Annotated in this window: 22 protein-coding genes; 14 read left to right on the top strand and 8 right to left on the bottom strand. The window is 64.0% G+C overall.

Features of this window, described 5'->3' with window-relative positions; translation table 11 throughout:
* Positions 1 to 63: 63 nt before the first annotated feature.
* A complete protein-coding gene (locus AC1VXC_RS07460; RefSeq protein WP_481539645.1) occupies positions 64 to 240 on the bottom strand; it encodes a hypothetical protein in 177 nt (58 codons plus the stop codon).
* Here AC1VXC_RS07460 and fliE point away from each other — a divergent pair.
* The 13 genes from fliE to fliP all read left to right on the top strand — a co-directional run bounded on the left by fliE (position 227) and on the right by fliP (position 10,712).
* Positions 227 to 583 carry a flagellar hook-basal body complex protein FliE gene (gene fliE, locus AC1VXC_RS07455; RefSeq protein ID WP_313172133.1) on the top strand — a complete coding sequence of 119 codons (357 nt, stop codon included), beginning with the start codon at positions 227 to 229 and terminating at the stop codon, positions 581 to 583. The two genes, AC1VXC_RS07460 and fliE, sit on opposite strands and share 14 nt — an antisense overlap.
* A gap of 12 nt (positions 584 to 595) precedes the next feature.
* Positions 596 to 2,239: a flagellar basal-body MS-ring/collar protein FliF gene (gene fliF, locus AC1VXC_RS07450; protein WP_313172135.1), complete on the top strand. Its 1,644-nt coding sequence runs from the start codon at positions 596 to 598 to the stop codon at positions 2,237 to 2,239.
* A gap of 10 nt (positions 2,240 to 2,249) precedes the next feature.
* A complete protein-coding gene (gene fliG / locus AC1VXC_RS07445; protein WP_062171551.1) occupies positions 2,250 to 3,236 on the top strand; it encodes a flagellar motor switch protein FliG in 987 nt (328 codons plus the stop codon).
* Positions 3,233 to 3,874 (top strand): FliH/SctL family protein, encoded by a 642-nt coding sequence (locus AC1VXC_RS07440; RefSeq protein WP_313172137.1) that lies wholly within the window; start codon positions 3,233 to 3,235, stop codon positions 3,872 to 3,874. The genes fliG and AC1VXC_RS07440 overlap by 4 nt, the downstream gene beginning before the upstream one ends.
* Complete coding sequence (fliI, locus tag AC1VXC_RS07435) at positions 3,871 to 5,256, top strand: flagellar protein export ATPase FliI (RefSeq protein WP_313172138.1); 1,386 nt, start codon at positions 3,871 to 3,873, stop codon at positions 5,254 to 5,256. The genes AC1VXC_RS07440 and fliI overlap by 4 nt, the downstream gene beginning before the upstream one ends.
* A complete protein-coding gene (fliJ, locus tag AC1VXC_RS07430) occupies positions 5,253 to 5,705 on the top strand; it encodes a flagellar export protein FliJ (RefSeq protein WP_481539644.1) in 453 nt (150 codons plus the stop codon). The genes fliI and fliJ overlap by 4 nt, the downstream gene beginning before the upstream one ends.
* Positions 5,702 to 6,787, top strand: a complete 1,086-nt coding sequence (locus AC1VXC_RS07425) for a flagellar hook-length control protein FliK (RefSeq protein ID WP_481539643.1) — start codon at positions 5,702 to 5,704, stop codon at positions 6,785 to 6,787. Before fliJ ends, AC1VXC_RS07425 begins: the two co-directional genes overlap by 4 nt.
* A 200-nt stretch (positions 6,788 to 6,987) precedes the next feature.
* A complete protein-coding gene (locus tag AC1VXC_RS07420) occupies positions 6,988 to 7,380 on the top strand; it encodes an REP-associated tyrosine transposase (protein WP_481539642.1) in 393 nt (130 codons plus the stop codon).
* A gap of 249 nt (positions 7,381 to 7,629) precedes the next feature.
* Positions 7,630 to 8,145, top strand: coding sequence for a flagellar basal body-associated FliL family protein (locus tag AC1VXC_RS07415; RefSeq protein ID WP_313172144.1), 516 nt, complete (start codon positions 7,630 to 7,632; stop codon positions 8,143 to 8,145).
* Between the two features lie 9 nt (positions 8,146 to 8,154).
* The gene (fliM, locus tag AC1VXC_RS07410; RefSeq protein WP_313172146.1) at positions 8,155 to 9,171 is read left to right on the top strand and encodes a flagellar motor switch protein FliM; all 1,017 of its coding nucleotides are present in this window, start codon (positions 8,155 to 8,157) and stop codon (positions 9,169 to 9,171) included.
* Entirely contained in the window at positions 9,164 to 9,511 is a 348-nt protein-coding gene (gene fliN / locus AC1VXC_RS07405) for a flagellar motor switch protein FliN (RefSeq protein WP_313172148.1), read from the top strand. The genes fliM and fliN overlap by 8 nt, the downstream gene beginning before the upstream one ends.
* Positions 9,508 to 9,915 (top strand): flagellar biosynthetic protein FliO, encoded by a 408-nt coding sequence (gene fliO, locus AC1VXC_RS07400; RefSeq protein ID WP_313172150.1) that lies wholly within the window; start codon positions 9,508 to 9,510, stop codon positions 9,913 to 9,915. The genes fliN and fliO overlap by 4 nt, the downstream gene beginning before the upstream one ends.
* Before the next feature lie 62 nt (positions 9,916 to 9,977).
* On the top strand, positions 9,978 to 10,712 hold the full coding sequence (gene fliP / locus AC1VXC_RS07395; RefSeq protein WP_481526838.1) for a flagellar type III secretion system pore protein FliP: 735 nt from the start codon (positions 9,978 to 9,980) through the stop codon (positions 10,710 to 10,712).
* 47 nt (positions 10,713 to 10,759) lie between these two features.
* On the opposite strand, the gene AC1VXC_RS07390 is transcribed toward fliP, so the two are convergent.
* The 4 genes from AC1VXC_RS07390 to lexA are packed head-to-tail and all read right to left on the bottom strand — an operon-like array spanning position 10,760 to position 16,502.
* The gene (locus tag AC1VXC_RS07390) at positions 10,760 to 13,849 is read right to left on the bottom strand and encodes an error-prone DNA polymerase (RefSeq protein ID WP_481539641.1); all 3,090 of its coding nucleotides are present in this window, start codon (positions 13,847 to 13,849) and stop codon (positions 10,760 to 10,762) included.
* Positions 13,846 to 15,267 carry a Y-family DNA polymerase gene (locus AC1VXC_RS07385; RefSeq protein WP_313172156.1) on the bottom strand — a complete coding sequence of 474 codons (1,422 nt, stop codon included), beginning with the start codon at positions 15,265 to 15,267 and terminating at the stop codon, positions 13,846 to 13,848. The genes AC1VXC_RS07390 and AC1VXC_RS07385 overlap by 4 nt, the downstream gene beginning before the upstream one ends.
* A gap of 3 nt (positions 15,268 to 15,270) precedes the next feature.
* Positions 15,271 to 15,891, bottom strand: a complete 621-nt coding sequence (gene imuA / locus AC1VXC_RS07380) for a translesion DNA synthesis-associated protein ImuA (RefSeq protein WP_313172158.1) — start codon at positions 15,889 to 15,891, stop codon at positions 15,271 to 15,273.
* Positions 15,891 to 16,502 (bottom strand): transcriptional repressor LexA, encoded by a 612-nt coding sequence (lexA, locus tag AC1VXC_RS07375; RefSeq protein ID WP_313172160.1) that lies wholly within the window; start codon positions 16,500 to 16,502, stop codon positions 15,891 to 15,893. Before lexA ends, imuA begins: the two co-directional genes overlap by 1 nt.
* Before the next feature lie 159 nt (positions 16,503 to 16,661).
* On the opposite strand from lexA, the gene AC1VXC_RS07370 reads away from it, so the two are divergent.
* Positions 16,662 to 17,606 (top strand): GGDEF domain-containing protein, encoded by a 945-nt coding sequence (locus tag AC1VXC_RS07370; RefSeq protein ID WP_481538565.1) that lies wholly within the window; start codon positions 16,662 to 16,664, stop codon positions 17,604 to 17,606.
* Between the two features lie 245 nt (positions 17,607 to 17,851).
* Here AC1VXC_RS07370 and AC1VXC_RS07365 read toward each other — a convergent pair whose 3' ends face one another.
* From AC1VXC_RS07365 to AC1VXC_RS07355, 3 genes are all read right to left on the bottom strand, one after another.
* On the bottom strand, positions 17,852 to 18,136 hold the full coding sequence (locus AC1VXC_RS07365) for a hypothetical protein (protein ID WP_481538564.1): 285 nt from the start codon (positions 18,134 to 18,136) through the stop codon (positions 17,852 to 17,854).
* Between the two features lie 103 nt (positions 18,137 to 18,239).
* On the bottom strand, positions 18,240 to 18,938 hold the full coding sequence (locus AC1VXC_RS07360; protein ID WP_313172166.1) for a YiaD family glycine zipper/OmpA-like lipoprotein: 699 nt from the start codon (positions 18,936 to 18,938) through the stop codon (positions 18,240 to 18,242).
* Positions 18,939 to 19,075: 137 nt separating this feature from the next.
* Positions 19,076 to 20,485: a cryptochrome/photolyase family protein gene (locus AC1VXC_RS07355; RefSeq protein ID WP_481538563.1), complete on the bottom strand. Its 1,410-nt coding sequence runs from the start codon at positions 20,483 to 20,485 to the stop codon at positions 19,076 to 19,078.
* Between the last annotated feature and the right edge of the window lie 4 nt (positions 20,486 to 20,489).

The raw sequence follows: 20,489 nt of genomic DNA, 5'->3' as shown, positions 1-20,489 counted from the left end.
CCGAACGCATCTCCAACCTTTTCGACGGCCGCCGGTTCTCCGGGGGCCGTTTCCATTTGGGTCTCAGAACCCCCGCCCGTCCTGAAAACCCGTCGGCAGCGTCGGATTTCCGACACCCAACGCGTGCAGCACGACGTATTCACGAACATCAAAGCCTTCACGGTTCCGGCACGCAACTTGCAGCTGTCCCATCAGCTCTCCCACACGTTGCCCGGAAACCCGCACGATGTCCCACTCCATCACCTCTGTTCTCTCCCAGATCCGCACGCTGCAGAACCAGGTGGGGCAAGCCGCTCCCCAGGGTGACCTGCCGCGCAGCAACGCGATCCAGGGGTTGGCCGAAGGCAATGCCGTTGCAGCCCCTTCGTTCAGCCAGACCTTGCAGGGCGCCATCCAGGGCGTCAACGAGGCCCAGCAGAAGTCCGGGCAGCTCGCCGCTGCCTTCGAGCGCGGCGATGCCAATGCCGATCTGGCCAAGGTCATGGTCGCCTCCCAACAGTCCTCGCTGGCGTTCCGCGCCACCGTGGAAGTCCGTAACCGTCTCGTCCAGGCTTACCAGGACGTGATGAACATGCCGCTGTAAGGATCCGCACGCATGGCACTCGCGCTGTCCAGAGAATCACTGAATCCGGAACGGGCTGGGGCCTGGTTCGATCGTCTGCAGAGCCTGCAGATCACCCGCCGCCTGGGCCTGATGGCGATGATCACGGTTGCCGTCGCAGCCGGTTTGTTCGTGTTCTTCTGGGCGCAGAAGCCACAGATGATGCCGCTGTATACCGGGCTTGACCAGAAGGCGACAGCCGAGGCCACCGATCTGTTGCGCTCGGCGCAGATTCCGTTCGAACTGGACGCCGCCACTGGCGCGATCAGCGTGCCGGAGAAGAACGTGCACGATGCACGCCTGAAGCTGGCCGGCTCCGGACTGACCGAAAGCGGCCGCCTCGGCTTTGAGATGATGGAACGCGATCCCGGTTTCGGCGTCAGCCAGTTCGTCGAGAACGCACGCTACCAGCACGCATTGGAAACCGAGCTGGTACGCACCATCAGCAGCCTGCGTCCGGTCCGCGATGCGCGCGTGCACCTGGCCATCCCCAAACCCAGCGCATTCACCCGCCAACGTGACGTCGCCAGTGCCTCGGTGGTGCTGGAATTGCGTGGCGGCCAGCAGCTGGAACGCAACCAGGTAGACGCCATCGTGCATATGGTGGCCTCCAGCATCCCGGATCTGGCGCCGGAGCGCGTGACCGTGGTCGACCAGAGCGGTCGCATGCTCACCATTGCCGATCCGAACAGCGAAGCCGCACTCAACGCTGCCCAGTTCGACCAGGTGCGGCGTCTGGAGGGTTCGTACAACCAGCGCATCCGGGAACTGCTGGAGCCGATGACCGGCGCTGGCCGCGTCAACCCGGAAGTCAGCGTCGACATGGATTTCTCGGTCACCGAGGAGGCGCGCGAGCTGTACAACGCCGAGCCGCAGAAGGTCCGCAGCGAGCAGATCAGCGAGAACACCACCACCACCGCGGGCCCGCAGGGCATCCCCGGTGCCACCAGCAACACCCCGCCCGGGCCGGCCGCCGCTCCACCGGCCACCGCAGCGACGCCAACCGAAACCTCCAAGAACGCAACCCGCAACTACGAACTGGACCGCACCCTGCAGCACACCCGTCAGCCGCCGGGCCGGGTCAATCGCGTCTCGGTCGCGGTGCTGGTTGACCACGTGCCGCGTGCCGGCAGCAACGGCAAGCTCAGCGATCAGCCACTGAGCGCCGCCGAATTGACCCGCGTCGAAGCACTGGTCAAGCAGGCCGTGGGCTTCAACGCCGAGCGCGGCGACACCGTGTCGGTGATGAATGCACCGTTCGTGCGTGAATCCATCCCGGTCGAAGCCCCGAAATGGTGGGAGAACCCACAGGTGCGTGATGCACTGCGTCTGGTCCTTGGCGCCATCGTGGTGCTGGCCTTGCTGTTCGGCGTACTGCGCCCGGCCCTGCGCCAGATCACCGGCACGCCCAAGGCCCTGCCCGGTGCGGAAGATCCGCTGAGTGCCGACGTGCAGGTACTGGACGATGGCACCGAGATGCCGGCGCTCGCCGCCGACCGCCTGCACCTGGACGGCACGCCCGCCCTGGCGCTGCCGGTGGATGCGTATGAAGAACGCCTGCGCATGGCCCGTGAAGCAGTGAAGACCGACTCCAAGCGGGTTGCCCAGGTAGTGAAGGGATGGGTGTCAAATGACTGATGCAATGCCGATGACCGGCGTGCAACGTGCCGCCGTACTGCTGCTGTCGCTCGGCGAGACCGATGCGGCCGAAGTACTGCGTCACATGGAACCGAAGGAAGTGCAGAAGATCGGCATCGCCATGGCCACGCTCAGCGACGTCACCCGCGAGCAGGTGCAGCAGGTGATGGATGATTTCGGCGCCGAGCTGGGCAACAAGACCTCGCTGAGCGTTGGCTCGGACGACTACATCCGCAACATGCTGGTGCAGGCGCTGGGCAATGAGAAAGCCAGCAACCTGATCGACCGCATCCTGCTCGGCCGCAACACCACCGGCCTGGATGCATTGAAGTGGATGGACCCGCGCGCGGTCGCCGATCTGGTACGCAACGAGCATCCGCAGATCATTGCCATCGTCATGGCCCACCTGGAAACCGACCAGGCCGCCGAAGCACTGAAGCTGCTGCCCGAGCGTACCCGCGTCGACGTGCTGCTGCGTATCGCGACCCTCGATGGCATTCCGCCGAATGCCTTGAACGAACTCAACGAGATCATGGAGCGCCAGTTCGCCGGCAACCAGAACCTGAAGTCGTCGAACATTGGCGGCGTGCAGTGCGCTGCCAATATCCTCAACTTCATGGACGGCGGCCAGGACCAGGCCATCCTCACCGAGATCGCCCGCATCGACTCGCCGCTGGGCAGCCGCATCCAGGACCTGATGTTCGTGTTCGATGACCTGGTGGACCTGGACGACCGCGAGATGCAGCTGGTGCTGCGCGAAGTCAGCGGCGAGCGCCTCGGTCTTGCCCTGCGCGGCGCCGATATCAAGGTGCGCGACAAGATCACCCGCAACATGTCCCAGCGTGCCGCCGAAATCCTGCTCGAGGACATGGAGGCCCGTGGACCGGTGCGCCTGTCCGATGTGGAAGGTGCACAGCGCGAAATCCTTGCCATCGTCAAGCGCATGGGCGATGAAGGCACCATCACCCTGGGCGGCGCCGCGGAGGCCATGCTGTGAACAACGCCGTGCGTTGGCACGCCCCGGATCTCAACGCCCCGATGGTTCCACCGTCGGCGGATGACATCGATCTGGATGCCCTGGAAACCATCGTTGCCGAGCCGGCGCCGCCGCCGTTGCAGCTGCCTACCCTCGAGGAGCTCCAGGCGATCCGCGACGCCGCGCAGGAAGAAGGCTTCCAGCAGGGCCATGCCGACGGATACGCACAGGGCCAGGCCGAAGTCCGGCGCCTGACCGCACAGATCGAAGGCATCCTCGACAACTTCAGCCGGCCGCTGGTGCGTTTGGAGAATGAAGTGGTCGGCGCGCTCGGGGAACTGTCGGTACGCATTGCCGGTGCCCTGATCAGCCGCGCCTACGAGGCCGATCCTTCCCTGCTGAAGGATCTGATCGACGAAGCATTGGATACGGTCAGCGGCACCAACCGTGATGTCGAGGTTCGGCTGCATCCGGACGACATCGCGGCGATCAGCAACCTGCTGAGCCTGCCTCCCGGCCAGCGCCTGGTGCCCGACCACAGCCTCAGCCGTGGCGACCTGCGCGTGCACGCCGAAGCGGTACGCGTCGATGGCACCCTGGATGCCCGCCTGCGCGCGGCATTGGCCACCGTGTTGCGTCGCGCAGGTGCTGCACAATGAATACCTCGCCTTCGCCCGCCCCCGCCGACTGGGCAGCCGCACGCAACCTGCGCTTGGCGGCACGTCTGGACGGCATCGCACTGGACGCAAGCGGCGGCCACGGTCTGGTCCGTGAAGGGATCCTGCGTCGTGCCGTTGGCCTCACCCTGGAAGCCGTCGGGTGCGAGGCACCAATGGGCGCCAGCTGCAAGGTCGAGATCATCGATGGCGGCTGGGTGGATGCCGAGGTGGTCGGCTTCTCGGGCGACCGTACCTATCTGATGCCCAGCGCCGAATTGCATGGCCTGCTGCCCAATGCGCGCGTCGTGCCCTCCTACCGCCGTGGTGGCGTTGAGGTCGGCGAAGGCCTGCTGGGCCGGGTCATCGACTCCGATGGCATCCCGCTCGACGGCAAGGGCCCAATCCGCGCCGAGGGCAATGTCAGCATGGCCGGTGTCGCGATCAACCCGCTGGCACGTGAGCCGATCACCCAGCCACTGGACGTCGGCGTGCGCGCGATCAACGCGCTGCTGCCGATTGGCCGCGGCCAGCGTGTGGGCCTGTTCGCCGGCTCCGGTGTCGGCAAGTCGACACTGCTCGGCATGATGACCCGCTTCACCGCCGCCGATGTGATCGTGGTCGGCCTGATCGGTGAACGTGGCCGCGAAGTACGCGATTTCGTCGAATCCACCCTGGGCGAGGAAGGCCTGCGCCGCGCCGTGGTCGTCGCCAGCCCGGCCGACCGACCGCCGCTGGCACGCCTGCATGGTGCCTATCGCGCCACCGCCATCGCCGAATGGTTCCGCGACCAGGGGCTGAACGTTCTGCTGCTGATGGATTCGCTGACCCGCTTCGCCCAGGCCCAGCGCGAGATCGGCCTGTCGGTCGGCGAACCGCCCACGACCCGCGGCTACCCACCGTCGGTATTCGCCAAGCTGCCTGCCCTGGTCGAACGTGCCGGCAACGGCGCCAAAGGCCGCGGTTCGATCACCGCGTTCTATACCGTACTGACCGAAGGCGACGATCCGCAGGACCCGATTGCCGACGCCGCCCGGGCGATTCTGGACGGCCACATCCTGCTGTCACGCCGTGTCGCCGACAGCGGCCTGTACCCGGCCATCGATGTCGAATCCTCGGTCAGCCGCGTGGTCCAGGACATCGCCGACGACGTCTGGCGCGCGCGCATCCGCAAGCTCAAGCAACTGGTATCGGCCTATACGGCCAACCGCGACCTGATCGCCATCGGCGCCTATCAACGCGGCAACGATCCGCTCACCGACGAAGCACTGGATCGGTGGCCGGAGATCATGGAATTCCTTGGCCAGGACGTGCACAACGCCGCCGACCTGGGCCACAGCCTGAACGCATTGCACCAACTGGTAGATAGTGAGACGCCCGCATGAGCCCTAGCCGCCGCCTGGATCCACTGCTGCGCCGCGCGCAGGACCGCGAAGATGAAGTCGCCAAAGCCTTGGCCGAACGCCAGCAGGCCTTGGACATGCATCAATCGCGCCTCTCCGAGCTGCGCCAGTACGCCGAGGAATACGCCAACGCGCAGCTGGCCACCACCAGCGCCGCACAACTGCTCAACCGCCGTGCCTTCCTCGACCGCCTCGACAACGCGGTCGAAGCGCAGAGCAAGACCGTGGACAGCAACCAGGAACGTGTCGATGCCGAACGCGCGCGCTTGTTGTTGGCCAGTCGCGACAAGGCCGTGTTGGAACAGCTGGCCGCCAGCTACCGCGCCCAGGAGAAGCAGGTCGCCGACCGCCGCGACCAGCGCGAGATGGACGACATCGGTGCCCGCCGTGCGCGCCTGAAGCGGACCGAACGCGAAGGAGAAAGCCAGTGAACGTCCTCTCTTCGGCACCTCCCCCTGCCAGCAGCATCGATGTCGGCAGCAATGCACGTGGCAGTTCTACCGACAAGACCGCGGAGAGCGGCTTTGACGCAATGCTCAACAGCAAGCCAGCGACGCAGAAATCCGCCGCCAGCAAGCCAGCCAGCACTGCCCCCAAGCCTGCCAATGAACCGAAAGGTGAGGACGGTGCCAGCGAGGCGACCGCGCCACAGCGCCCCGCTACCGACAGCGCTGCCAGCACCGGCGACAAGGCGGATCAGCAGCCAGCGGCAGAGGATGCACCGTGGCCACCATTTGGGCTGTCGGCAATCGTTACCCAAGCTGCGGAGCCCCCAGTGCAGGCATCGGCAGCCTTGGCCGCGGCGGCCAATCAGCAGGGGTCAGCACAGCCTTCGGCCAATCCACCCTTGTCGCTGTCTCCTGCCCTGGCAGCTGCTCCCGCCGCTGACGGCGCTAATCCGGCAACCCTCAACGCCGACGATGCTGCCGCAGAGTTGAGCTTGCCCTTGGCCAGTTTGCCCACCAACGACGATGCCAGCACCCTCAACCTCGACGCCGATACCCCGGCACCCACCACATTTGCGTCCTTGCTGCATAACCAGGCACTGCAGGAAGTCCGCGCAAGTGCCCCGGCCAGCAGCATCAGCGCGCCCACACCTACCCCCGACCTGAATTCTGGTGACTTTGACGAAGCCATCGGTGCCCGCGTCGGTTGGCTGGCGGAGCAGAAGATCGGCCACGCCCATATCCGCATCAATCCGGAGAACATGGGCCAGATCGACGTGAAGCTGCAACTGGACGGTGACCGTGTCCATGCCAGCTTCAGTAGTGCCCATGCCGATGTTCGTCACGCCCTGGAAAGCAGCCTGCCGCGCCTGCGCGAAATGCTTGGCGAGCAAGGCCTGCAGCTGAGTCACGCCGACGTGGGCCAGCAATCCACGCCGCAGCAGGACAGCGACAAGGGCGAGGCTGGCAGCGGCTTGGCATCAGGCAGCCAGCTGGAAGGCACCGATCTCCCGGTAACCTCCAGCCACAACCTGCGGATGCGCGGCCTGCTGGATGCGTATGCCTGAGGTCACTCCGTTGTGGGAGTGGTGTAAACGACGGAGCTGATGATCTGAAACGCTGGCTGCTTCGCGGCTGACGCCGCTCCCACAAGGCTGACTACTTTTGTGGGAGCGGTGTAAACCGCGAGGCTGGCAATCCATCGGACCATCTACAAACGATCACTGTGCTGACAGCACTTGGGAGGCCGCAGCGCCATCCTGCGTTGATGGCGCTTCCAGCAATCAACCCAAAGCCAGGATCCAAAACCCTCCGCACAGGCCGGATATCCCTACCCGGCCACGCATATCTGGTCACCTTCACAACGCTAGCTCGCCAGCCGCTTTTTCTGGACTTCCAACTGGCCTCGCGCATAGCTCAAGCCTTGTACCACCCTCTGCTCTGGCGTGACGCACGATTATTGACCTGGATACTGATGCCAGACCATTGGCATGGCCTGGTACAGCTGGGTGCCTGTACCACTCTCAGCTCATTGCTGCGGCGCATAAAATCCAATACGGCACGCGGCTTGCCAGAATCAATCAGCCGCCCCGTTTGGTCACCGGGTTTTCATGACCGGGCCATTCGCAAGGATCTGGACCTGAAGGCGACAGCCCGCTAGATCATCATGAATCCGGTCAGGGCCGGGCTTGTGAGCTCTCCGCGCTTCTACCCGTACTGGAATGCAATATGGCTCTAAGCCCAGCTTTTGTGGGAGCGGTGTAAACCGCGAAGCTGGCGATCTGTCGGATGTTCAGCTTCGCGGTTTACACCGCTCCCACAAGAACCCAACCACGCGTCAATAGACCGTCACCCCCTCCTCCGGCACAGCCCTTGCATCTGACTGGACAGCAATCCTGAGGAGCTCCACGTGGCCGTTGCCGCAGATAAAAACCGCAAAGCTGAACCCACCAAGGAAGCGGCAAGCAAACCGAAGCGCTCGTTGTTGGTGCCCGCCCTGATCGCCGTGTTTGCTGCTGCCGCAGCCGGCGGCGGCGTCTGGTACTTCACCCAGGGCAAGGCCCAGGCCGAAGCCAGCAAGGAGGCCAAGCCCAAGACCCCGGCACCGGCCCAGTACTTCGCCCTGGACCCGGCCTTCGTGGTCAACCTCAGCGGCCCGATCGACGGCCCGCGCTACCTGCAGGTTGAAGTGCAGTTGATGACCCGCGACCCGCTGGCACTGGCTGCCCTGCAGACGCATGCACCGGCGATCCGCGCCAAATTGCTGATGCTGTTCTCGCAGGTCGAGCCCACCCAGATCGCCGACCGCGCCGGCAAGGAAAAGCTGCAGGCCTCGGCGCTGGCCGAAGTACAGAAGCTGATGAAGGCCGAGACCGGCCAGAACAGCGCCGACGAATTGTTGTTCACCAGCTTTGTGACCCAGTAAGGCGCCACGATGAGCATCAACGACCTGCTGTCCCAAGACGAGATCGACGCCCTGCTGCATGGCGTCGATTCCGGCTCGGTCAATACCGCAGAGCCGGAGGCGGCGCCGGGCGAAGCGCGTTCGTACGACTTCGCCAGTCAGGACCGCATCATCCGTGGGCGCATGCCGACCCTGGAAATGGTCAACGAGCGCTTTGCACGTTTGTGGCGCATCGGCCTGTTCAACCTGATCCGGCGCTCGGCCGAGCTGTCGGTGCGCGGGATCGAACTGGTCAAGTTCGGCGACTACCTGCATTCACTGTATGTGCCGACCAACCTCAACCTGATCCGCTTCAAGCCCTTGCGTGGCACCGGCCTGATCGTGTTCGAGCCGACCCTGGTGTTCGCCATTGTCGACAACTTCTTCGGCGGTGACGGACGCTATCCGACCCGCATCGAGGGCCGCGAATTCACCGCGACCGAAATGCGCGTGATCCAGCTGATGCTCAAGCAGACCTTCACTGATCTGCGCGAGGCCTGGGGCCCGGTGATGAACGTCGATTTCGATTACATCAACTCCGAGATCAACCCGCACTTCGCCAACATCGTCAGCCCACGCGAGTACGTGGTGGTCAGCCGCTTCCACGTTGAACTGGACAGTGGCGGTGGCGACATCCACATCACCTTGCCGTACTCGATGCTGGAACCGATCCGCGAACTGCTGGATGCCGGCATCCAGAGCGACCGCAACGACCGCGACGAAAGCTGGGCCATCATGCTGCGCGAGCAGCTGGATACCGCCGAGGTGGAGCTGTCCAGCGTGCTGGCCAAGCGCCGCATGAGCCTGCGCGAACTGACCAAGCTGAAGATCGGCGACGTGCTGCCGATCGAAATGCCCAAGCAGGTGCCGCTGTGCGTTGAAGGCATCCCGGTTTTCACCGGCGAGTTTGGTGTGTCCAACGAACGCAACGCCATCAAGATCACTGCTACCCATCCTCCGGGAAAGCGCCCCAGCGTCCCCGTGATTCAGGAAAACACCGATGAATGACAACCACTCCCCCGAAACTGAAAACGGCGCAACGCCGGCCCAGTTCAGCAACCTGCAGGCCGACAACAGCATCAATACCGATCTGGACCTGGACGTCATCCTCGACGTACCGGTGACCTTGTCGCTGGAAGTCGGTCGCGCGCGCCTGCCGATCCGCAACCTGCTGCAGCTCAACCAGGGCTCGGTGGTGGAACTGGAGCGCGGTGCCGGCGAATCGCTGGACGTATTCGTCAATGGCACGCTGATCGCGCACGGCGAAGTCGTCGTCATCAATGATCGCTTCGGCGTGCGCCTGACCGACGTGGTCAGCCCCAGCGAGCGCATCCGGAGACTGCGTTGATCGCATTGCTCGCCTATGCCGCACCGGCCGCCAAGGCGGCGACGCCGGTCGGTCAGCACGCGGCCAGCGCGCCCGGTCTGTTCGGCGCGTTCTTTACCTTGCTGCTGGTGCTGGGCCTGATCATCGGCCTGGGCTGGCTGCTCAAGCGCATGCCTGGCGGCGGGTTTCGCCCTGCCGAGGGCCTGAAAGTGGTCGCCAGCATCAATGTCGGTGCCAAGGAGCGCGTGGTGGTGGTGGATGTCAACGGCCAGCAGCTGCTGCTCGGCATCACCGCCGGCGGCATCAGCACCTTGCACCAGCTTCCCGAACCGCTGCCGCAGGCGCCTGCTCCCAGCCTGCCCAATCTCAAACAACTACCGAATTTCGCCCAGCTGCTGGCACAGAAGCTGCGCAAGGACTCCTGAACATGTCGGGCCAAGGTTTCAGTTCACGTGGTTTCAATTCCCGCCACTTCTGGCAGCTGCTGATGGTGCTGGCGATGCTGGCATTGCCGCTGTTCGCCTGGGCTGCACCTGGCCCGCAGGTGCCGGCGCTGCCGGACGTCAACGTCGGCAAGATCGGTGGCGCACCGGTCAGCCTGCCGCTGCAGACCTTGCTGCTGATGACGGCAATCACCTTGCTGCCGTCGATGCTGCTGGTGCTTACCGCCTTCACCCGCATCATCATCGTGCTCGGCCTGCTGCGGCAGGCGCTGGGCACCGGGCAGACGCCGTCCAACCAGATCCTGTTGGGCCTGGCTTTGTTCCTGACCGCGATGATCATGATGCCGGTCTGGGACAAGTCGTGGTCGACCGGCATGGCACCGTATCTTGATGGTCAGATCGACTTCCAGACCGCCTGGCAGCTGACCACCGCACCACTGCGCGCCTTCATGCTGGCGCAGGTCCGCGAGACCGATCTGATGACCTTCGCCGGCCTCGCCGGACACGGCCCCTACGCCAGCCCGGATGCGATTCCGTTCCCGGTACTCGTCGCTTCCTTCGTCACCAGCGAGCTGAAGACCGCCTTCGAAATCGGCTTCCTGATCTTCATCCCGTTCGTCATCATCGATCTGGTGGTATCCAGCGTACTGATGTCGATGGGCATGATGATGCTGTCACCGATGCTGGTCTCTGCCCCATTCAAGATCTTGCTGTTCGTTCTGGTGGACGGCTGGGTACTGGTGGTTGGCACCTTGGCAGCCAGCTTCAACGCGGTGTGATCCGGCACTGAACGCCGGACACATCGCCTGCGCTGTGCTGCGTAGGCTCAATGGAAGTCGCGGCTGCGTACATCCAGGCTGCCCAACAGCGGCGACAGATCATCCAGGCGGCGTGCGATCAGATGACGCACGCCGTTTTCGGCTTCCAGCCGTCCACTGACCTGCAGCAGCCGTGATTCCAGGAACACCTGCCGCTGGCGCTCGGCCAGCTGCCGCCAGACCACTACATTGATCTGGCCGAACTCATCTTCCAACGTGATGAAGGTGACGCCGCTGGCAGTTGCTGGCCGCTGCCGGCCGCGCACCAACCCGGCCACCAGCACATTGCCGGTACTGCGCATGCTTTCCAGCTCCCTGGAACTGCGGCAACGGCGCGCGCTCAGCTGTCGTCGCAGACGGGCCAGCGGATGCAGCTCCAGCGTGGTTCCCAGCAGAGCGTAATCCGCGTTCAGATCCTCGCCGACACTGGGCATCGGCAAGGCGACGTCAGCCTCGGCGGTCGCCGGCTGATCATCAAACAGCGGTCGCTGGTCCTCGACGCCGGCGATCGCCCAGCGCGCCCGATGGCGGTTACCGACCATGCCACGCAAGGCGCCGGCATCGGCCAGCAAGGCCCGTGCACGCGCGTCCAGGTCGGCCCGCCGGCACAGGTCGGCGATATCGCTAAACACCGCCTGCGCCCTCGCCTGTTCGATCCGCAATGCGTCCTCGGCATTGAAACCGCGCACCAGGCAAAAGCCCAGGCGGATCGCCAAGCGCTCACTGTCGCGTTCCCATTCCAGCGAGCACTCCCAGCCGCTGTAACGCACATCCAGCGGCCGCGTTGCCACGCCATGGCGGCGCACGTCTTGCAGCAGCTGATCCGGGCTATAGAAACCCATCGGCTGGCTGTTGAGCAGTGCGCAGGTGAACTCGGCTGGATGGTGGCATTTCAACCAACTGCTGGCATAGGCGATCAATGCGAAGCTGGCCGCATGGCTTTCCGGAAAACCATAGCTGCCGAAGCCCTTGATCTGCTCGAAGATGCGCTCGGCGAACGCCAGCGGATAGCCGCGCTCCAGCATCCCTTCGGTGAGTTTAAGCCGATGCGGCTCCAGCCCACCGTGGCGTTTCCAAGCTGCCATCGAACGACGCAGACCATCGGCTTCGCTGGCGTTGTAGCCCGCCGCCACCATCGCGATCTGCATTACCTGTTCCTGGAAAAGCGGCACGCCCAAGGTGCGTTCAAGCACCGCTTCCAATGCTTTGGAGGGATAGCTGATCAGCTCCTCCTTCCTACGCCGACGCAGGTATGGATGCACCATGTCGCCCTGGATCGGCCCGGGACGTACGATGGCGACCTCGATCACCAGATCGTAGAAGGTGCGAGGTTGCAACCTGGGCAGCATCGCCATCTGCGCTCGGGATTCGATCTGGAACACACCGATGGTATCGGCGCGACTAATCATCTCGTAGGTGTCACCGCACTCCTGCGGAATCGTCGCCAGGGTGAAATGCAGACCACGATAGCGTTGAATCAGATCGAAGCAACGGCGCACCGCGGTGAGCATGCCCAAGGCCAATACATCGACCTTCATCAGCCCCAGCGCTTCCAGGTCATCCTTGTCCCACTGGATGACGGTACGCGCCTCCATCGCGGCGTTTTCCACCGGCACCATGCTGTGCAGGGCACGCTCGGAAATGACGAAACCGCCTGGATGCTGTGAAAGGTAATGCGGGAAATCGATCAGCTCGTTGGCCAGTATCAGGATTCGTCGCAACAACGGGCTGTCCGGGTCGAAGCCGTGTTCGCGCAGGCGTTCGGCATCGGGAATGCTGTCCGACCAATGGCCGACACAGGAGGTCAGCTGGGTGATCACGTCGCCGGGCATGCCGAGTACGCGCGCCACATCACGCAGGGCGCCGCGCCCACCGTACTGTGTCGCCACGGCAGCCAAGGCAGCGCGTTCACGGCCATAGCGTGAGAACACGTACTGGATGACTTCCTCGCGCCGCTCATGCTCGAAGTCGACGTCGATATCCGGTGGCTCATCGCGGTCATCGGAGATGAAGCGTTCGAACAGCAGATGGCTGTGCGAAGGATCAAGTTCGGTGATGCCCAACACGAAGCACACCACCGAATTGGCCGCCGAGCCGCGGCCCTGGCAGAGGATGCCGATGCTGCGTGCATAGGCCACCAGATCATGCACGGTGAGGAAATACGAGGCGTACTTCTTCTTGGCGATCAGGCCCAGTTCTTTCTCGATCAGGGCCTGTGCCTGCGGCGGAGTACCGTCCGGCCAACGCTTGCCCGCACCACGCGTCACCAGCTCCGCCAGCCAGCGCTGCGCGGTGTAACCGGCGGGTACCACCTCGCTGGGATACAGATAGTCGACGGCTTCTTTCAGATCAAACCCGGCGCAGCGTTCGGCGATGCACAGCGTCTGCTGCAACAACTCGGCGGGATAGATCGCCTGCAACGCCTGCAGCGGACGCAGATGCCGCTCGCCATTGGCGAACAGCCGCTGCCCGGCCTCGGCAACGGTGACGCGGTGGCGGATGGCCGTCATCACATCCTGCAAAGCCCGGCGTCCACGCGCATGCATATGCACATCGCCGGCGGCCACCAAGGGCAGCTGCAGCTGCGCACCCAATGCCTGCAACTGCTGCAGACGCGCCTCATCATCGGCACCGTGGTGCAGTTCCACTGCAATCCAGCAGCGCTGCGGAAACCATTCGCGCAACTGCATGCCCTCGGCAGATTCCGGTTGTGCCGCAGGCAGCCACAAGGCCAGCAGGCCGCTGCGATCAATCGACGCCAGGTCCTCGGCCAACAGCCGGTATTCGCCCTTCTCCGCCCGCCGCCTTGCCTGTGTTATCAGCCAGCACAGCGCTTGGTAACCTGCGGCGTCTTCCACCAGCAACACCAGCTTGGCGCCGTTTTCCAGTTGAATTTCGCTGCCGACAATCAGCTGCAAGCCGGTTTCCCTGGACGCGCGCCAGGCGCGCACGATGCCGGCCAGCGTGCATTCGTCGGTGATGGCCAAGGCCTGGTAGCCATGCGCCTTGGCCCGCACGAACAATTCATCCGCGGTCGATGCACCGCGTTGGAAGCTGAAGGCAGACAGGCAATGCAGTTCGGCATAAGCGCCATTCATGCGAACCAGCCCTGCAGCATGAAGCCGCCCTCGCTGCCCACCTCACGCCAGGCCCATGCCTGCTGGCCAAAACGGGTGCTGACCCGGTAGTAATCACGACGCACATCATCGCCGTCCCACCAGCCACTCTCGATCCGTTCTGGCGCCGACAGCAATTCCGGGCTTGCCCCCGGCCAAGGCTGTGGCGTGCGCAGCAACCAACCGGGACGTACGGGTGACGGCAGGCTGTTGCTTGTTGAACCTGCAGCTGGAGCCGCCTCGCCACGCCAGGCATATTCGGGGCGATGGTCGGCATGCACGCGTAGCCCGTGCACGGATTGATCGCCCAGACGCGCGCGCAGGCGTTCGCGCAATTGTTCCCACGGCATGCTCTGCTGCGGACGGGTATCGAACAGCTCGCGGTGTTCTGGCACAAACGCCGGCAACTGATCGGCACGAAGGCCAAACTGACGCACCGGTGCCGGTATCTTTGCCTGCTCCAAACGGCTACGTGCGATCTCGAACAACAGGCTGGCATCACGCTCGGCCGCGAGCAGGCCGATCTCCAGTGTGGTGGTCGGCCGGTCCTCGTGCTCCAGCAACAGCGCAAAACGCTGCACGCTGCCGTCACGGCCGGCAAGAAACGCGGCAAGGTCCGAAGTCAGGCGTCGCAACGGGAACAGCAGGGCCTGCGAGGATTCCACTTCATAGCCCAGCTCGATGCGCAGTTCGAACACATCCGGCGGCTGATATGGCTGCAATACAAAGGCCCGCTCGCCGAGCAAGGCATCCAGCTGCCGCAGTACATCCGGCGCAAAGCGCCGGTTGATGCTGGCCCGTGGCAAGCCCTGCAATTGCTTGACAGTGCGGATGCCCATGCGCGCGAACGCCGCCGAGGCACTGCCACCAAAGCCAGCCCGCGCCACCGGCAATTGCCCGAGCAATGCCGCCAGCCCGGCCTCATCCACGCTCAGGCCATCGCGCGCATTGGCCAATGCGCGTGCAGCTACCGGATTGGGCGCCAATGCGATGCGGTGACGGAAGCCCAAGGCGTCCAACTCCTGCCGCAGGCGCGCCTCGAATTTCGGCCACGGCCCGAACAGCGCCAGGCTGTGCTCGATTTCGATGATCAGCGATTGCGCATATTGCAGGCTTACCTGCGAACTGAATTGATACGCCCAGGCCGCGAGGAAACGATGCCATTCCGACTGTGCATCCGGCTCATACGGGTGTATCTCAAATCCGGTTGCCAGTGCCTGTGCCGTCACCAGTGACTGCCCTGGCTTCAGGCCCAGCGCAGCCGCCGCCGGATTGACCGCATGCAACACCCGCCGCTGGCTGGGCCCGCTGATCAGTACACGCGCAGCCTCCGGCTCGGCGCAGCCACGCAGCACACCGTCCATGGCCAGATGCGGCAATAGAATGCAGGCCCAACGCATGGCTTACCGCTCCCGGGCGAAGGGCAACGGACGGGGCGGCACCATGCCGCCGCGACACTTCAACACCCGCAGCTGCGCTGGCTGCGCATCGATGGCGATACGCAAGGCCGCTGGCGAAGGATTCCTGGCCGCCTGCAACGGCCGGCTGGCAAAACCCAACGTCTGCCCTGATTCGGCCGCCACCTGCAGGCGTCGCAACGCCTTGTCTTCGGCCATCTGCGGCCAGCACAACACGGCACCGCAGCTACCCGAACGCAGGCATTGCTCAGTCGCCCACAGCGCATCACGCGGATCATTGGCCTGCACCACCTGCAACTGACGCAGGTCGATACCCGCTGCCTGCCAGGCCGGTGCATACGGGATATGCGGCGGTGCCACCAGCACCACGCGCTCGCCGGCCTGGGTCAAGCGCGCCAGCGAGGGCCATAGCAGCTGCAATTCACCCACGCCTTCGGCCGGCAACAGAATCTCGCTCAACGCGGACTCCGGCCAGCCACCGGTAGGCAGCACATCATCCAGTTGCGCATAACCCGTCGGCTGGCGGCTGGCCGGCAGCGGCGCAGGCCGACCACGCCAGACCCGGCGCTCGTGCAGCAGGCTGTCGAGGGCAACAACCGCGCCCATCAGCCACGCCGGACCAGACCACAGAACACGCCTTCGATGGCGAAGTCCTGATCGTGCCGCACTTCAATCGGTGCATAGGCCGGGTTACGCGGCAGCAGCCGCAGTTGGGTGCCGCTGCGTGAGAGCCGCTTGATGGTCAGCTCACCGTCCAGTCGCGCCACCACCGTCTGTCCGTTGCGCGCATCGCTGCTGCGCCTGACCCCGACCAGATCGCCATCGAGAATACCGTCGTCGATCATCGAATCGCCCTGCACGCGCAGCAGGTAATCCGGGCTGAGCGAGAACAGGCGTTCATCCAGCACCAGGGTATCGACCAGTTCGGCATCGGCACCGATCGGCGCGCCAGCGGCGACCCGTCCAAGGATGGGCACCTGCAACACTTCCGACGCCCGCCCCAGCTGCCCCACCGGGCGGATGCCCCGCGCCTGCCCGGCAGCCACCTCGATCAGGCCGGCCTCGCTCAAGGCCAACACGTGTTTACGCGCCGCGCCGCGTGACGCCAGCCCGCAGGCAGCAGCAATTTCCGCCAATGAAGGCGCCTGCCCGTGCCCATTCACCTGGTCACGGATATAGCGAAGGATGGCAGCACGACGGGGACTCAGTGGGCTCATGGAGTACATTTGTACTCCATCTGCACAAAGCCCGCCAGCGGCTAAGCACCGCTATTCAGGTGAATGCGCAAAACACATTGTCGCTGCTATCTTTCGCGCCATATGGACCGCAATGTCCCCGCGAAACCGCCCCCCTCCTTACCGCAGGCATTGCGCAGTGTGCCGCTGCGCACCATCGCCCCGGTGACGACCCTGGCACTGCTCTTTTTCGGGGTTTGGCTGTGGTTTGACGGGCATCGTCCTGCGGCGGCGGCGAGCGGTCTGCTGTCGGCACTGGCCTTGCTGGCCAGCATCTGGATCCATCAGCGCAAGCCACGGCTGGAAATCGGTGGTGTGCTGCTGTGCCTGGCCACGGTTGGCGGCAGCCTGCTGTCCGCCGGGCAACTGGGCAGCGATGCGCTGCCTTGGACCTACCTGACGCTGATGTCCAATTTCTTCATTGTCCGCAACCAGATTGCGACCCCGCTCAATCTGATGCTGGTCGCGGGCCTGCTGCTGATACCGGACGTGCTGCTGGGCCAACCGGCCCGGTTGCAGGCATTGACCGTGATCGTGCTGGTGTTCGGTTTTGGCTACCACTTCTCCCGTCGCCTGCAGGGCGACCGCATCCGCCTGGAGATGCTGGTATCGCTGGATGCTTTGACCGGCGTGCCAAACCGGCGGGCGTTGGAAAGGTCATTGCAGGCGCATATCAACGGCGTACGCAATGAGCGCTTCCGGCAGGGCCTGGTGGTGATCGACATCGACAATTTCAAAGAGGTCAATGATCACTATGGGCACGGTGCCGGTGATACCGCCCTGTCCGACCTGGCGGCAATCCTGCGCTTTGAACTTCGTGAGAACGATCAGGTATTTCGCTTTGGTGGCGAGGAATTCGTGGTTCTTGCCGATACCGGCAGTCGCGAAGCGCTGGCCCGTTTTACCGAACGCCTGCGCAAGGCGGTCCATGAATCGCTGCGCGGACCAGGCGGCCGCATCACCATTTCGGTAGGGGCAGCAATGTATGCCGGCGAGCAGCGTTGGCAGGACTGGTTCGCGCGCGCCGATGCCGCGCTGTATGAGGCCAAGGGCAAGGGACGCAACAGCGTGGTAGTGGCGGAGTAGCTTTGGCTTTGGCTTTGGCTTTGGCTTTGGCTTTGGTTTTGGTTTTAGCTTTGGTTTTAGCTTTGGCTTTAGCTTTGGCTTTAGCTTGAGCTTTGGCTTTGGCTCAGCCCCCTCCCTTGCGCCGCAGGCGTAGGGGAGGGTTGGGGAGGGGTAGCTTTCGCTTTGCTTTTGCCCTTGCTTCCGCAGTGCGCGCACTGGACTTTCCGCGAGCCAAAGCCACAGCAAAAGCAAAAGCAAAAGCCCCCTCATCCGGTGCTGCGCACCACCTTCTCCCGCAAGCGGGAGAAGGGAATAAAGGCAGCAGCCAGAGCAAGCGCAAAGCCACAGCAAAGCCACAGCAAAGCCAAAGCAAAGCCAAAGCAAAGCCAAAGCCAAAGCCAAAGCCACGGCAAAGCCAAAGCCAAAGCAACAACAGCCGCAGCAGCCGCAGCAGCCGCAGCAGCCAAGATGAAAGTCAAAGCGACAGCCAAAACTAAGGCAACAGCTGGAGCAACAGCCGGAGCAATAGCAACAGCCAAAACAACAGCCAAAACTACCCTTCCCCCGCCCTCCCCTACGCCTGCGGCGCAAGGGAGGGAGTAAAAAGGGCCGCTTGCGCGGCCCTTCGTTTACATCATCAAGTGATTGCTGCGATCACGAACGCAGCGGGATCACCCGGATCTCGACGCGGCGATTCTGCGCGCGGCCAGCGTCGGTGCTGTTGTCGGCAATCGGGTAAGCCTTGCCTGCACCAAGGGTTTCAATACGCTCACGCTGCACACCCTGTGCGGCAAGATAAGCGGCCACTGCATCGGCGCGCTCCTTGGAAATACGGTTGTTCACCGCATCGGTACCGATGCTGTCGGTGTGGCCGACCACCTCGATCATGGTCTGGTTGTACTCGCTCAAGGTGCTGGCAACACCGTTGAGCGCACCATAGAACTGCGGCTTCAGCGTGGTCTTGTTGAAATCGAAGGTAATGCCGTCCGGCAGGTTCAAGGTGATGTTGTCGCCCTCGCGCTGCACGTCGATACCGGTATTGGCAGTACGCTCACGCAGTGCGCGCTCCTGACGGTCCTGGTAGTTGCCGATCGCTGCACCGCCAAGCGCGCCGATGCCGGCACCGACCATTGCACGCTGGCGACGCTCGGTGGCATCACCACCGCTGAGCAGACCTGCCGCCACGCCAATGGCCGTACCGATCAGCGCGCCCTTGCCGGTCTTGTTCTGCTGCTGGGTCTGATTACCGTACTGGTCCTGCTGCACATACGAGCCACCGGTAGCACAGGCCGAGAGGACGGCTGCCGCCACCAAGCCAATGGAAAGATTGCGAACAACAGTAAGGGTGGTCATCTGAGTCTCCTGATAGGCCGGACTGGCCAGCGTGGATTTGCCGGGCAAGCATAAACACCGCGAAGCATTACCTGCGTGAGCCCATACCTTGCTCAAGGGTATCCATTCATCTAACTGTCTTCAGCGTTAAGCCCGTGTCAGCGACAGCGCTGGTAGGCCGCCAACGCCGCGTCGCGGCCCTGCGCCAGATCCACCAACGGCTGCGTCGGATAGCCCGGCGCGTGTTCGGCCAGCAGTTGCGGGAACTGCCACGGGGCGAACCGTGCCTTGAGTGGCAGCGCGGCCAGCTCGGGCAGCCAACGGCTGATATAGCGTGCCTGCGGATCGAATTTCTGCGCCTGCGTCACCGGATTGAAGATACGGAAATACGGCGCTGCATCCGCCCCGGTTCCGCCGATCCACTGCCACCCCATGCTGTTGTTGGCCAGGTCGGCATCGACCAAGGTTTCCCAGAACCAGCGTGCGCCCTCCTTCCAATGCATGCGCATGTGCTTGCACAGGTAGCTGCCCACCAGCATCCGTACCCGGTTGTGCATGTAACCGGTCGCCCACAGCTCGCGCATGCCGGCATCGATGATGGGAATCCCGGTACGCCCCTGCTGCCAGGCTGCCAGCATTTCCGGCTGCGCCGGCGCCCAGGCGAAGCGCTCGAAGCGCGGATTGAGGTTGACGTCACTGGTCTGTGGGAAGTGATGCAGCAGATGCCAGGAAAACTCACGCCACCCCAGTTGCCGGATGTAGCCATCGATGTCCGCATCGCGGCCGGCGCTACGCATCCCTTCCAGGGTACGGGCGATGCGCCACGGTGCGATCTCGCCGAAATGCAGGTGCGGTGACAGCAACGAAGTGCCGGTGCGATCCGGCAGGTCGCGCTGCTCGCGGTAGCCATTGAGCGCACCCTCGGCAAAAACCTCCAGCGCTTCCTGTGCGCCCGCCTCACCCGGTTGCCAATGCTCCCAGAAACCCGCATCCCAGCCCAGACGCGGTTTCAGGCCCAGCGCCTGCAAGGGCAGGCCCGACAACGCCGGCGTGCTCAACGTGCGTGGTGCTTCGGACAGTTCGGCCAGCCGCCAGCGGGTCAGCGCATTGCGCCAGAACGGGGTGAACACCTTGTACGGGCCGCCTTGCAGCGTTGCCAGTTCCCAAGGTTCGAACAGCAGATAGCCGTTATGGCTCTCCACCTGCAGACCCTGCTCACGCAGACCTCGCTTGATCGCCGCGTCACGCGGCTGCGTGGCCGGTTCGTACTTGCGGTTCCAATAAACCGCCTCGGCGCCGCTTTCAGCTATCAATGCCTGCAGCTGCGCCATGCTGTCGCCGCTGCGCAGCAGCAAGCCCGAACCAATCGCGCGCAGCTGTGCATCGAGCTGCTGCAGCGAATGATGCAACCAGGTGTCGGAGGCTGCGCCTGGTGCCCATGCGCCCTCCTCGTGCGGCGCATGGATGTAGACCGGGATGACATCGTGGCCCGCTTCAATCGCGGCCTGCAACGCCGGGTTGTCACGCAGTCGCAGGTCGCGGCGGAACCAGACAATGGCGGTGGACATGCAG

This window comes from Stenotrophomonas sp. STEN033 (assembly GCF_056856655.1).
This window is presented reverse-complemented; position numbering and strand designations above follow the sequence as displayed.